This is a genomic window from Brevibacterium sp. MGP-B1, assembly GCF_057766545.1.
The window spans coordinates 4,257,384-4,269,281 of record NZ_CM173407.1 but is presented as its reverse complement, the minus strand read 5'-3'; the positions used below and the strand labels follow the sequence as shown (position 1 = coordinate 4,269,281).

The window sequence follows — 11,898 nt, the reverse complement described above, 5'->3', positions numbered from 1 at the left end:
TCTTCTCTGCTAGTGCGGCGGATGCCGACGGACAGTGGGGAAATGCCACAAGGAGGGGAAATGCGGCGTTGGGCAGTTGTCAGAGTACCGCATCGTACTGGTGCCGCTGGTGAACCGAGATCAGTTCTCGGCTCACCAGCGGCAAATCTCAGCATTTGCACATCAGCTGATCATAGATTCCAGCCTCGACGGCGGCGACGTTGGAGATTCCACCGAAGACAGCTCCGAGCGCTCAACCGCATGTCCTCTGTCAGGTCCCTTTTCCCTGATCTGCCCCCGTCCGGGGCCGACTGCATGATCGAGCACTTCAACGACTGCTCAGACAGACGAAGCCACTGATCTCGCGCAAAAGCAGGCGGGCGAAGGAAGAGATTCCTTCGCCCGCCTTCGTCCGTGGGGCTCGTGGGAAACAGCAGTCAATTCACACCCACCGATACTCGTACTCCGGTCGCCCCGGAGTCCCGTGCCGAGGCTGTTTGATCGCCTGCTTCGTCGAGACGAGGTGTTCCAAATACCGGCGGACGGTGACCCTGGACAGATCAAGCCGACGCCCCACCTCGGTGGCGGAGACCGGAACCGTGGAATCGCGAACGAAGGCGGACACGGCCTCCAAGGTCTCGGCGATGAGTCCCTTCGGCAGGGTCGTCGACGATACCGACCGTAGGGCTGAGAGCGCATTGTCCACCGAGGCCTGAGTCGCCAACGACCCCGATCCGCTGAGCCCGCGCCGGAACTCCCGCTGGTTTTCCAGCTTTTCCCGGAACGACGCGAAGGTGAAGGGCTTGATGAGGTACTGCGTGATGCCCGACGAGATCGCCGATCGGATCACCTGCAGGTGCCGCACCGCGGTGATCGCGATGATGTCGACGTCCTGACCGCGCGCGTTCAGGCGCCCGGCAACCTCGAGACCGTGCGAATCCGTGAGGTTCATGTCGAGGAGGACGATATCGACTGGCGTCCCGGCCGCGGCGAGTTCGTCGAAGCGTTCGATCGCCTCGTGCCCGCCCAGGCACGTTCCGACGACCTCGAACCCGGGCACCCGGGCCACGAAGTCCGCATGCGCCTGCGCCGTCATCGGATCGTCTTCGACGATGAGCACCCGCAGCGCGGCATCATCGCTCACGTGAGTCTCCTTCCGCCCGATCCTGACTCGAATCCTCACCATCCGCGGTGGGTTCCTCCGAAGAATCGTAGTCGCCGGCCGCGTCGATGTCCCCCAGTGGAAGCGTCACCGTGAAGATCGCACCGCCATCGGAATCGACATCGATATGTCCGCCGAGGCGGCTCACCGCCTGCCGAACCAAGACGAGCCCGAATCCGTGCCGTCCCACTCCCCCGACCTCGGGTTTCGCCGAGGCGCCGAGGTGGAAGAGCGCATCGATGTCCTCCCCGGCAACGCCGGCACCGGAATCGGCGATGGTGATGATGAGCTCTCCGTCAGCGGCGACGAAGTCCGCCCACACGTGCTTCTCATCCGAGTCAGCGACCGCGTCGAAGGCATTGTCGAGAAGGTTTCCGGCAACGGTGACGAGGTCGCGGGCGTCGAGTCGTTGGGGAGGGAGTTCGCCGGTGGCGGTGACGGTGAGTTCGATGCCGCGCTCATTGGCCTGCGCGGCCTTGCCGATCATGAGCGCGGTGATGAATGGTTCGTCGAGGGAGGCGACGAAGGAATCCGTCAGCCGCTGCGATTCCTGCTCGTCCTTGACCGCGAAGTCCAGCGCCTCCTGCACCCGACCGAGTTCGAGGAGCGTGGAGACCGTGTGCAAACGGTTGGCATGTTCGTGGGTCTGGGCGCGCAGGGCCTCGGACAGAGTGGTCATCGTCGCCAGCTCTCCGGTGAGTTCCTGGATGTCCGTGCGATCGCGCAGGGTCGCGACCGTTCCGCCTTCATCGCGCCCGCCGCGCGGCTGCCGGGCCTGTTTCTGACTGATGACGAGGACGCGATCCTCGGTGAAGTGGATTTCGTCGACGGCGACCCGACCGGTCGTCAGAAGGTCGCGGACAGATTCGGGCAGGGCCACCTCGGCGAGGGAGATCGGCGTCGATTCCTCCACCTTGGGCAGGCCGAGCAGGGACGCGGCCTCATCATTGTAGAGGACGAGCCGGCCGGACTCGTCGGCGAGGATGAGGCCCTCGCGCAGGGAATGCAGGGCCGAATCGTAGAACGCGAACAGCCGGCGCAGTTCCTCCGGACCATAGCCGAGGGTGACTCGGCGCAGGTAGCGGGCGAGCAGCCAGGAACCGAGTCCGCCGAGGGCGAGCGCGGCGAGGCCGACGAGGATGATCTGCGGCAGGGAGGCCGCCTGCGCGACCGACAGGGTCTCGAGAGTCACGCCGACGGCGACCATGGCGGTGACCTCGCCATCGGCGTCCGTGATCGGCACGATCGCGCGCACCGACGGCCCGAGCGTGCCCACGTACTCTTCGGTCTGGGTCTGCCCGGCCCGGGCTTTCGCAGTGCTGCCGAGGTAGGTCTTGCCCAGTTGGTCGGGGTCGGGGTGGGTGTAGCGCGTGCCGTCGCGGTCCATGATCGTCACGAAATCCACCTCGGCGAAATCGATGACGGTCAGTGCATATGGCTGCAAGCGGGCGGAGGGGTCGTCCCCGGTCACAGCCTCGGTGACAAAGGGATCGTGGGCCAGCGTCTCGGCGATGGACAGGACTCGCTCTCCGGTGGCGTGCCGGATGTTGTTCAGCGTCGTCACGTGGCTCGTCACCGACAGGGCAGTGCAGACGAGGACGATGAGGACGAGTTGGACGAGGAAGAGGCGCCTCGCCAGGGTTCCGCCTCGGCGAACCTGGAATCGCTCCCGGCCCCGCCGTGGTGGGGCCGGGAGGGACGTCATTACTTCTTAACGCTCTTCTTTTGCTTCTTGCTGCCGCCCGAGATGAGGAGGGCCAGACCGATTGCGGCCAGCCAAGTGTCCTTGGCCACGGCGGTGCCGTCCTCGGACGGGCGGATGCCGTCGTCCTTGGTCATCGAATCGATGGAGAAGTAGTTCGCGACGAGGCCGGCGGCGAAGGTCGTCAGTGCGGCACCGGCAATGCGGGTGGGCACGAACGGCAGCAGCAGGGCGGAGCCGACGGCGATCTCACCATAGGAGAGGAACTTCCCGAACTGGGCGGGGGTCATGTTCTCGACCATGGGAACACCGTTGGCGGCCATCTGCTGGAGTCCGGCGGCGGATTCCTCGTCGATGCCGAGCTTGCCGATGCCCGAATTGAGGATGAATGCGCCGGGAACTGCGCGCAGAAGTGCGGTGCTGAGTTTCATATCCTGCTCCTTTGTAATCGGATCGTCACTGAGCCAAGACTATCCGTGAGGGCGCAGGCACGCCACAGGAACAGATGCTGTCAACTCCGGTGGCAGTGGTTCTCAAATCTGCGTGCTGGTGCGGATCCGCTCGATGAGATCGTCGAGGGCATCGTCGAACTCGCGCTGAGCATGGTCTTCCATCAGCAGGCCCTGCAATCGCCGCACCGTGGGATACTCGCCGAGGTCGCTGCCAACGGAGGAGTCCTCCTCGTCTCCGATGACCTCCGGGTTCAGGGAGGCCGCCTGGAGCAGAAGCGCGCCGACGAGGAAACTCGTGAAGGCCTTGTATGCGGCCACCGCCTCGGCGTCGGCGAACCCGAAACGCTGCAACGAGGACAGGAAGTCCTCGACCCAGCGCACACTGCGCAACGGTGGACGCAGCCAGGGGGCCTGAGGCGGCTGCGTGGCAATGAGCGGGAAGATCCGCGGATGCTCGATAGCCAGATTGCGCGTGGCATTGGCGACACGCTGCAGGTATTCCTCCCACGAATGGGAGTCCTCGGTCATGAGATCGTCATCGAAGAGACCGTCGATGAGCTCGTCAACCATGGCCTCGAGAAGGTCCGCGCGCCCGGAGACGTGCCGATACAGTGCCATCGCTTCTACGTCCAAGGCCGTTCCGAGGCGCCGCATCGTGAGTTCGCTGAGACCGCAGGCATCGACGAAGGCGATCGCCGACTCGACGACCTGGGTACGGTCGAGTCGCTGCTGAACCACGCGCACTCCCCTTTCCTCGTCGGAGATGTCGCAGACCGGGCGGCTTTCACCGCCAGTCTACTCGCTTGCTCCGCCGCGTCGAGAGATCCCCTCATAATGCGATTACGCTGTAAACACCTCATGGATGACTAAGTTATCACTCTCCACAGATCCCTCGCACAAGGGCCATTCGCCAACCTTCCCGCCCCACCGAAGCCGCATCGCTGAGCTCCGATGCACCCGGCTCGCCTGATCTATTGCGCAGCGAAAACCCGATCTGCTAAGTTGATTACACCGTAAACATGAATAGAGCTCGTCAGAGCGGAACGTCCAGACCGATCCACACGAAAGGACGAATCATGAATTCTCACGACAAGGCCGACAAGGCTTCGGACAAGGCAGAAGAGCTCAAGGGCAAGGCGAAGGCCGCTGCCGGCAAGGCCACCGACGACAAGAGCCTCGAGGCCGAAGGCAAGACGGACGCGGCCAAGGGCAAGATCAAGCAGGTCGGCGACGATGCCAAAGACTCACTGAAGGGCGTCAGAGACTCGCTCAAGGACTCACCGGAGGACTGAGGGACGCGGCTGGAGGGCGGAGGCATTGTCCGCCTCCGCCCTTCGGCCATGCTTTCAGATCCCATGCCCCCGAAGTCGACGTGTCGGTACGATCCGTCCCGGCGGCACGAGAAGAAGAGAAGATGATGGGAACTGACCGCCATGCTTTCGTCGTGGTGGCCAATCGCCTCCCCGTCGACCGCAACGATGGGGCGTGGGAGGTCTCGCCCGGCGGACTGGTCTCCGCCGTAGCTCCTGTCGTGCGTGAACACGGTGGAGCTTGGGTCGGCTGGTCGAACACACATGACGACAGCCTCGAGCCCTTCGACTTCGACGGGATGAGCCTCGTCCCCGTCTCCCTCAGCCATGACGAACATCAGCAGTACTATGAGGGATTCTGCAACGCCACTCTATGGCCGCTGCACCACGACCTCATCGTCGCGCCGCAGTACCACCGCTCATGGTGGCGGGCCTATCGGGAAGTCAACGCCCGATTCGCACAAGCCGCGGTCGAGGCCGCCGAGACTGGGGCGACAGTCTGGGTACACGATTACCACCTCCAGCTCGTACCGGCGATGATCCGCGCTCAACGACCGGACATCCGGATCGGATACTTCTGCCATATTCCGTTCCCTCCCGTCGAGCAGATGGCCCAGTTGCCCTGGCGTGACGAGATCCTCCGCGGCCTGCTCGGGGCCGATGTCATCGGTCTCCAGCGAGAGGCCGATGCCGCTAACGCCCGCCAGGCTATGCAGAAGCTGCTGGGCATGGATCCCGAGGAACTTCGCGGCCGCGTCGGCTCGTACCCTATCTCGATCGACGTCGAGGAGATCCGGGCCGCGGCCGAATCTCCGGCGGTACAAGAGATGGCCCGATGCTTCCGCCGTGACCTGGGCGATCCCGCCACCCTCATGATCGGTGTGGATCGCCTCGACTATTCGAAGGGAATCCTGCACCGGCTGTGGGCCGTCGAGGAGCTGATCGATGACGGAATGCTCGATGCGCAGGGAACCTGTCTCGCACAGATCGCAGTCCCCTCGCGTGAAGGCGTGCGCGCCTACCAGGACCTGCGCGACGAGGTCGAACATACGGTCGGGCGCATCAATGGGAGGTTCTCCACTCTCGGCGGCGATGTCATCCACTACTCCCACCACTCACATTCGACAGAGGAAGCCGTCGCCCTGTACCTGGCCGCCGACATCCTGCTCGTCACCTCCCTGCGGGACGGGATGAACCTCGTGGCCAAGGAATTCGCCACTGCCCGCCGAGGCAGGGGCGGAGCACTCGTCCTCTCCGAATTCGCAGGAGCCGCCGAAGAACTCGACCAAGCCATCGTCGTCAATCCTCACGACCGGGCCGGCCTGAAGGCGGCCATCCATCACGCCGCAACGCTCAGCGAAGACGAGGCTCGGAGACGCATGGATGCGATGGCCGACACCGTCGCCGCCTTCGACGTCCGCCGCTGGGCGCAAGCTTTCCTCCACGACCTGCGAAACCCAGCATCTGCGGCGGCTCTGTCGCCCAGCGACTGGTGACACCGACCATTCTGACCGACCCACCCCAGGAGACCACTGTGTACACGATGCTCAACAACCAGGAATCCTCGAAATACGACCTCTACCTTCCCGGCAGGCTCGTGGCCGCGCTCCATTACAAACTCGAGCCCGACGCCAATGAGGTCATGTTCATCTACTGCGAAGCTATCGAGCCCATACAGGCAGATCGGCACCGCCGGGAGCTCATGTGGCGGGCCGTCGAAGACGCCAAGAGCCGACGCCTCAAGCTCACCATCACCTGCCCCATCGGCCTCAAGGCCCTCGAGCAGCGGGAACCGCGTGCCGATGCCGGTCACCGGCACGCGGAGGAGCCGCAGGCCTGACCCTCGCCGGCCCGTCCTCCCTGGCCATACTCCTGCTTCGGCGCGTCTCACTCCTCCTGTGAACACTATGAACGCAACCGAGACACCCGTCACATCGGCTGGCACAGTTGTCGGGTACATCACCACCGCGGCCAGTCGCCGCGCGCGTTCGCACCCACCGACGGGTGAGTTCGCGGAAATCATCTGGAGGAATCATGGCAATGTCGCCACAGCAAGAAGGCGGACCCGCGAATTCGGGCACCGCCACCGCAGCAGCCACCGGTCAGGGTGCCCCGCAGCGGAAGAAGGATCGCACTCACTGGCTCTACATCATGGTCATCGTCGCCGTGTTCGCCGGTGCCGCCATCGGGCTCATCGCCCCCGAAGCGGGAATCGCCCTCGAACCGCTGGGCAAGGCCTTCGTCGCGCTCATCAAGATGATCATCGCCCCGGTCATCTTCTGCACCATCGTCCTCGGCGTCGGCTCCGTGGCGAAGGCCGCCACCGTCGGCAAGGTCGGCGGACTGGCCCTCATCTACTTCCTTGTCATGGCGACCTTCGCCCTGGTCATCGGCCTCGTCGTCGGCAACTTCATCCACCCCGGCGACGGACTCCACCTCCAGCCGTACGAAGAGGCCTCCGGCGGCGAGGAAGGCGGCATGGTCGGCTTCCTCATGAGCCTCATCCCCGGTGACATCCCGGTGCTGCCGACCCTCGTGCTCGCGCTCCTCGTCGGATTCGCCCTGCAGTCGATGGGCAAGGCCGGCGAGCCCGTGCTCACCGGAATCAAGCACATCCAGGCCGTCGTCTTCAAGCTCATGATGATGATCATGTGGGCCGCTCCTGTCGGTGCCTTCGGTGCGATCGCCGCGGTCGTCGGCAAGACCGGCTGGGCTGCGATCGGTGCAATGGCGACTCTCATGGGCGCCTTCTACCTCACCTGTGCGCTGTTCATCGTCATCGTCCTCGGCGGTCTGCTCAAGATCGTCACCGGGCTCAACATCTTCCTGCTGCTGAAGTACCTGGCCCGTGAGTTCCTGCTCATCTTCTCCACCTCGTCGTCCGAGTCGGCCCTGCCGCGCCTCATCGCGAAGATGGAGCACGTGGGTGTGTCGAAGCCGGTCGTCGGCATCACCGTGCCCACCGGCTACTCGTTCAACCTCGACGGCACTGCCATCTACCTGACCATGGCCTCGCTGTTCGTGTCCTCGGCAATGGGCATGCCGATGTCGATCCCCGAGCAGATCTCGCTGCTCGTGTTCATGATCATCGCCTCGAAAGGCGCCGCCGGAGTCACTGGTGCGGGCCTGGCCACCCTGGCCGCCGGTCTGCAGTCGCACCGCCCCGAGCTGCTCGACGGCATGGGCGTCATCGTCGGCATCGACAAGTTCATGTCCGAGTGCCGTGCACTGACGAACTTCACCGGCAACGCCGTAGCCACCCTGCTCATCGGCAAGTGGACGAACGAGATCGACCTCGACCAGGCCCGTGCCACGCTGTCCGGTCAGAATCCGTTCGACGAGCTCTCGCTCGAGCCGGATGTGCATGGGGGGCCCGCCGAGGAGGCTCGCCCCGCTGACGGCGAAAAGGTCGCCGTGAGCTGACCTTCGGTCGCTCCCGCTCCACAACCACCACGGGTGCCGATGTCCTCATCGTGAGGACGCCGGCACCCGTGGTTTTTCGTCTTCCGTCGCCGAGGCGGGGAGCAGTATCGTCATGCCATCGTCTGACACACTGGTGAGTCCACAGTGGCCCTTCGGGCCGTCGTGGATCTACGTTTCGGTCGGCTCGTCCAGGATCTCGAATTCTTCGAGATTGTCAGGATCGACAATTTCGATTGCCATGCTCTCAACAACGGCGCGAAGTGACTTCTGCTCGTGGACTTCACCCGTTTCCACACCTGCTGGACCGAATACCGCGATGGCGCGTGCATCTGCACCTGGAGAGAATCGCGGGTGGTACCAAATCCCTTCGAATCCGAACTCGTGCAAGCTATGAGCCCACTGACGCGGAACTTGAAACTTCGCCATAGAGCACAACTCAGACGTAACCCCGAACGGAAAGGCTTCATCACTCGAGACATGCGCCGCCTGGATCGACTCGGCCAAAGTCAGACTCGATACAACCCTGCCTTCGAGAAATGTGCTGGCAACCACACCGGATCGAGCAATATCGGGGCCAATGGCCTCACGAGCAGCAACGTCGTCACTGCTCGCCAAGTAGCAGGTACCGAACGGCGCAGCGAGGTTGAACCGCCCCTTTCCGTCTGAAGCGAAATACCACGGCTCATGCTTTTGCCAGTGCCCTCTCCGCCAGCGTGTGCCGGCATCCACGGGTCGGCTTGGGAAAGTGCTCAGATCGCGATCAGGATCCGGTTGTCGCTGGGCAACGGTCTCTCTGTCCATTGTTTGGCGTCGACTTACGCAGACCAACGAGAAGCACTGCGCTTGGCCAGGTTCTCCACCAGGTCAGCCTCATCTGCGTCGAGCAGCTCGAGTGGTGTTCGGTCCCCTGCCTCGACCAGTGGTGTGCGCATCCATTGTGCGATGGTGAACGCATCAGCTGAAACGCGGAGAATGCCGACTATACGCAGGACGTCCTCGCGGACACGCTTGCCGTTGAACTGAAACGCGGGGAATAGTGTCCGCCCCTGAACGGTCAACACGAAAAGGCGACCTTCACGGACTCTCTTACTCACACCTTGACGGGTGATTCCCCACATCGTCATCAATGCTTTAGTGGAGTACACCGGGCCGATGATTCTGCCTAGTTGGCCTCCCGCACTCCGCGGAACCATGGCGACCATCTTGGAGCCGAGAGCTTCGGCATCCTTGACGTTCTCCAGGTCAGCTGTCGGAACTTCAGCGAGCTCGCGCCTGACAGCCTCAAGTATCGCGCGCTCGTTCGCATCACGTCGTTGGTGCGCAGCGGTCGCCGAGTTCATGATCAGACCTCATCTTATATGTTGTCAACCGTGTCAACCAGCATCTCACCTCGCTTCAACCACGTCAACCATGTCAACTAGCTTTTAGGCAAATGCCCACAGTGCTTGCCTGTCCCAGGCCGAGGCAGTCTCGGCCGAGCGCCTCCCCAACCGCCTAACCGGCGCTTCGACCGCACACCGCGGGCCGATCCGCAATCACAGCAAGACACAAATTTGGCACAAGCCTGCATCACAACAAGGCATCTTCCTCAATAGCGTGGTGTCGTCAGATGACAAATCACAGATTAGGAGGACCATATGAAGTTCAAGAAAGCAGCAGTATCCGCTGCCTTGGCGGTCGGACTCGCCTCAGCGACGGTCCTAGCGGCATCGCCGGCGCAGGCTTACAGCTATGGGATCAACTATCCGAGTCATGCACGTTGCATGGGCGGTACCGCGGCATCCTTTGGGAATTACGTCGCCAAAGGGTACAAAGTGAAGATCAAGGAGCACTGCGTCTATCACAAGATCGGAAAGAACCCCGCGTTCTGGTACAGCCAGATTGAATACAACAGGTGATGAAAGTTGCTCTTCCCAGCTGCGTAACGCATCGCCGACGGGTGCTGGTCCAGTCGCCCAGACTGACCAGCACCCGCGTCGTTTCATCTATTTTCGCGGGGCACCCGGTAACTGACATGGGTGACTGTGCTCGCAGCACGTGCGTAAATCTGCTCCAGGTTAAGCGCGGGCACTCTGTCGAAGAGACGAGTGCCGGCTCCGAGCGTAAAGGGAACGATATGAAGGCGCAGCTCGTCGACCAGTCCTGCAACAAGGTACTGGTTGATGGGCCGTGGAACGGCGGGTTGTCTCCCCACCACCCGTTCCAGTCGCGGTCCCATGCGCGGCGCACAGGCCCGAACATTTTTCGGCCCATGATGTGTACGCGCGCGCCAGCCAACTGGTCGACTTCGGCACGGTTCTCCTCACCCTGCTCGAACATCCAGGCGTGCTGCCTGTTGCCCCAGCCATCGTCACCGTCGTCGCCGAACGGGCGCTCCTCGGTCTGGCTTGTCCCGGCGGCATACCCGTCGAGGCTGATGGTCTGGTTGACGATGACCGTGCTCATTGTGGTCCCCTGCGGCCCATCGGACGAGATCAGTCCGCTGTGATTGTGCTCTGCAATCCATTTGAGCGTAGACCTCGCGCCTGAAGGCTTCAAGCACTTTCTCGCGAGCATCTGGGGTGCAGAATGCGCCGTGGTCGGGCCTTTGCAACGGCCCGCATAAGCCCGACGACTACCGAATGGGCCAGCCCAGCCGGTTGCGGACTTTCACCGCCATGACTCGAACATCATCGTGTTCGAGCGTCCGGGAGAAGCTCGGTGTTGCTGGAAACGCCGAAGCAGCTCGCGTGAACAGCACGACTGCCGGATCGCCCACGACCGCAGACGGAACCCAGAGGCCATCGATCCGATCACCCAGCTGATCATGGATGGCTGCGGCCCATGCACGACAAGTGGTCTTCGACGCCTGCGGAAGCGAGGCAGATGCACCATGGCGCAGCGCCCAATCCCCCGACCCGTCACCGCCGGTCAGGTTGAGCAATTCAAGTGGTCGGCTCGGGATCCACCCCGATAGTGCCTTGTCTGACGTCAGTGTGATCGCCCGGGCATCCTGGAACACCGCAGTGAAGCAGGTGATGTAGCTCGACGCTGTGTAGGACACTCCGGCAGTCGACTGAGCCCCCAGCGGTCCGTGGTGCGGGTCCCAGCGTTGACTGCGAACCGGTCCCGTCCAGCGAAGATCGTTCCACGCGGCCGGATGCTGCCCCGAGTTCGTATGGATTCTCCATAACGCTCCGGTGTGCCTGTACACGGACTCCGGAGGAAGTGACAGTGGAACTTGAGGGCTGCGCGGATTCTTCGGCCGAGTGGGACTCACTCGTGCGCCAGTTCAGCAACCAACGAGGCCACAGCCTCGACTGCCCCTCCGGCGCTCAGCCACTCGACAGGCGACCTGCCGTCCAGCTCGTCGTTCTCCTCTGTCATGAACTGCTGGATGGTCAGCGGGTGGGCGTACCGAGGGAATTCCGGGATGATCGCTCGCAGCCCCGGAACTACCTGATTCCCGTCGAACTGCCAGTCCGGAAACAGTGTGGCGCGTCCGCTATTCGTCGGCAGGGCATACAAGTCACCAGTCAGCTTCGATCGACGGATGCTGGCACCCTGGCGTCCCAGCAGTTCGGCGACCTCACCGGTCGTCAGAGCAGAGTCCCGAGATTCCTTCTCCGCGAGTATCCGATCCTCGGCGACCTGGACGCGCGCGGCCTCGTGCGACTCTGCGGACAGATCCTCTTCGGAGAGATCAGTCATCTCGAGCAGGAAATCACGTTCACCTGCAGACAGCGACTCCGAGGCCGGATCGCTCATCTCGCGGAGGATGTCCATGAAGGCATCAACACTCAACGGATTGCCCCGACGACTCAGGGCAGTCTCCAGACGCTCTGTGTGGTCGAATGCCTCAGTACTCATAAACACCGTGTTACGGCGTAA

General features: G+C 63.0%; 14 protein-coding genes and 1 pseudogene. 5 read left to right on the top strand and 10 right to left on the bottom strand.

Annotated elements, in window-relative coordinates; translation table 11 throughout:
* Positions 1-421 precede the first annotated feature (421 nt).
* From AC3CD9_RS19295 to AC3CD9_RS19280, 4 genes are all read right to left on the bottom strand, one after another.
* The gene (locus tag AC3CD9_RS19295) at positions 422-1,165 is read right to left on the bottom strand and encodes a response regulator (protein WP_488365626.1); all 744 of its coding nucleotides are present in this window, start codon (positions 1,163-1,165) and stop codon (positions 422-424) included.
* Positions 1,113-2,846 (bottom strand): sensor histidine kinase, encoded by a 1,734-nt coding sequence (locus tag AC3CD9_RS19290; protein ID WP_488365625.1) that lies wholly within the window; start codon positions 2,844-2,846, stop codon positions 1,113-1,115. The genes AC3CD9_RS19295 and AC3CD9_RS19290 overlap by 53 nt, the downstream gene beginning before the upstream one ends.
* The gene (locus AC3CD9_RS19285) at positions 2,846-3,274 is read right to left on the bottom strand and encodes a hypothetical protein (protein ID WP_488365624.1); all 429 of its coding nucleotides are present in this window, start codon (positions 3,272-3,274) and stop codon (positions 2,846-2,848) included. The genes AC3CD9_RS19290 and AC3CD9_RS19285 overlap by 1 nt, the downstream gene beginning before the upstream one ends.
* Positions 3,275-3,376: 102 nt before the next feature.
* Positions 3,377-4,033: a TetR/AcrR family transcriptional regulator gene (locus AC3CD9_RS19280; RefSeq protein WP_488365623.1), complete on the bottom strand. Its 657-nt coding sequence runs from the start codon at positions 4,031-4,033 to the stop codon at positions 3,377-3,379.
* A 338-nt stretch (positions 4,034-4,371) separates the two neighbouring features.
* Here AC3CD9_RS19280 and AC3CD9_RS19275 point away from each other — a divergent pair, with 338 nt between their 5' ends.
* The 4 genes from AC3CD9_RS19275 (at position 4,372) to AC3CD9_RS19260 (ending at position 8,028) form a co-directional block, all read left to right on the top strand.
* Positions 4,372-4,587, top strand: a complete 216-nt coding sequence (locus tag AC3CD9_RS19275) for a CsbD family protein (protein WP_488365622.1) — start codon at positions 4,372-4,374, stop codon at positions 4,585-4,587.
* A 122-nt stretch (positions 4,588-4,709) separates the two neighbouring features.
* Complete coding sequence (locus AC3CD9_RS19270) at positions 4,710-6,101, top strand: alpha,alpha-trehalose-phosphate synthase (UDP-forming) (protein WP_488365621.1); 1,392 nt, start codon at positions 4,710-4,712, stop codon at positions 6,099-6,101.
* A 38-nt stretch (positions 6,102-6,139) separates the two neighbouring features.
* A complete protein-coding gene (locus AC3CD9_RS19265; RefSeq protein ID WP_488365620.1) occupies positions 6,140-6,445 on the top strand; it encodes a hypothetical protein in 306 nt (101 codons plus the stop codon).
* A gap of 200 nt (positions 6,446-6,645) precedes the next feature.
* Positions 6,646-8,028, top strand: a complete 1,383-nt coding sequence (locus tag AC3CD9_RS19260) for a cation:dicarboxylate symporter family transporter (protein WP_488365619.1) — start codon at positions 6,646-6,648, stop codon at positions 8,026-8,028.
* Positions 8,029-8,196: 168 nt separating this feature from the next.
* Here the strand turns inward: AC3CD9_RS19260 and AC3CD9_RS19255 are convergent, their stop codons facing one another.
* Complete coding sequence (locus tag AC3CD9_RS19255; RefSeq protein WP_488365618.1) at positions 8,197-8,829, bottom strand: RES family NAD+ phosphorylase; 633 nt, start codon at positions 8,827-8,829, stop codon at positions 8,197-8,199.
* Between the two features lie 14 nt (positions 8,830-8,843).
* The gene (locus tag AC3CD9_RS19250; RefSeq protein WP_488365617.1) at positions 8,844-9,368 is read right to left on the bottom strand and encodes a hypothetical protein; all 525 of its coding nucleotides are present in this window, start codon (positions 9,366-9,368) and stop codon (positions 8,844-8,846) included.
* A gap of 297 nt (positions 9,369-9,665) precedes the next feature.
* Here AC3CD9_RS19250 and AC3CD9_RS19245 point away from each other — a divergent pair, with 297 nt between their 5' ends.
* Positions 9,666-9,926 (top strand): hypothetical protein, encoded by a 261-nt coding sequence (locus AC3CD9_RS19245; RefSeq protein WP_488367593.1) that lies wholly within the window; start codon positions 9,666-9,668, stop codon positions 9,924-9,926.
* 83 nt (positions 9,927-10,009) lie between these two features.
* Here AC3CD9_RS19245 and AC3CD9_RS19240 read toward each other — a convergent pair whose 3' ends face one another.
* The 4 genes and pseudogenes from AC3CD9_RS19240 to AC3CD9_RS19225 form a co-directional block, all read right to left on the bottom strand.
* Positions 10,010-10,246 (bottom strand): dihydrofolate reductase family protein, encoded by a 237-nt coding sequence (locus AC3CD9_RS19240; protein WP_488367589.1) that lies wholly within the window; start codon positions 10,244-10,246, stop codon positions 10,010-10,012.
* Positions 10,247-10,263: 17 nt separating this feature from the next.
* Positions 10,264-10,473, bottom strand: a pseudogene (locus AC3CD9_RS19235) (dihydrofolate reductase family protein); the annotation flags it as partial.
* Between the two features lie 169 nt (positions 10,474-10,642).
* Positions 10,643-11,071, bottom strand: coding sequence for an RES domain-containing protein (locus AC3CD9_RS19230; protein WP_488365616.1), 429 nt, complete (start codon positions 11,069-11,071; stop codon positions 10,643-10,645).
* A gap of 212 nt (positions 11,072-11,283) precedes the next feature.
* Positions 11,284-11,877 (bottom strand): hypothetical protein, encoded by a 594-nt coding sequence (locus AC3CD9_RS19225; RefSeq protein WP_488365615.1) that lies wholly within the window; start codon positions 11,875-11,877, stop codon positions 11,284-11,286.
* Positions 11,878-11,898: the final 21 nt, after the last annotated feature.

Excerpts from the sequence above, each read along its gene's own strand:
- AC3CD9_RS19240 (WP_488367589.1), bottom strand. The coding sequence starts at position 10,246 with ATGGGACCGCGACTGGAACGGGTGGTGGGGAGACAACCCGCCGTTCCA.
- AC3CD9_RS19295 (WP_488365626.1), bottom strand. The coding sequence starts at position 1,165 with ATGGTGAGGATTCGAGTCAGGATCGGGCGGAAGGAGACTCACGTGAGC.
- AC3CD9_RS19260 (WP_488365619.1), top strand. The coding sequence starts at position 6,646 with ATGTCGCCACAGCAAGAAGGCGGACCCGCGAATTCGGGCACCGCCACC.
- AC3CD9_RS19290 (WP_488365625.1), bottom strand. The coding sequence starts at position 2,846 with ATGACGTCCCTCCCGGCCCCACCACGGCGGGGCCGGGAGCGATTCCAG.
- AC3CD9_RS19255 (WP_488365618.1), bottom strand. The coding sequence starts at position 8,829 with ATGGACAGAGAGACCGTTGCCCAGCGACAACCGGATCCTGATCGCGAT.
- AC3CD9_RS19250 (WP_488365617.1), bottom strand. The coding sequence starts at position 9,368 with ATGAACTCGGCGACCGCTGCGCACCAACGACGTGATGCGAACGAGCGC.
- AC3CD9_RS19275 (WP_488365622.1), top strand. The coding sequence starts at position 4,372 with ATGAATTCTCACGACAAGGCCGACAAGGCTTCGGACAAGGCAGAAGAG.
- AC3CD9_RS19285 (WP_488365624.1), bottom strand. The coding sequence starts at position 3,274 with ATGAAACTCAGCACCGCACTTCTGCGCGCAGTTCCCGGCGCATTCATC.
- AC3CD9_RS19225 (WP_488365615.1), bottom strand. The coding sequence starts at position 11,877 with ATGAGTACTGAGGCATTCGACCACACAGAGCGTCTGGAGACTGCCCTG.
- AC3CD9_RS19245 (WP_488367593.1), top strand. The coding sequence starts at position 9,666 with ATGAAGTTCAAGAAAGCAGCAGTATCCGCTGCCTTGGCGGTCGGACTC.
- AC3CD9_RS19270 (WP_488365621.1), top strand. The coding sequence starts at position 4,710 with ATGATGGGAACTGACCGCCATGCTTTCGTCGTGGTGGCCAATCGCCTC.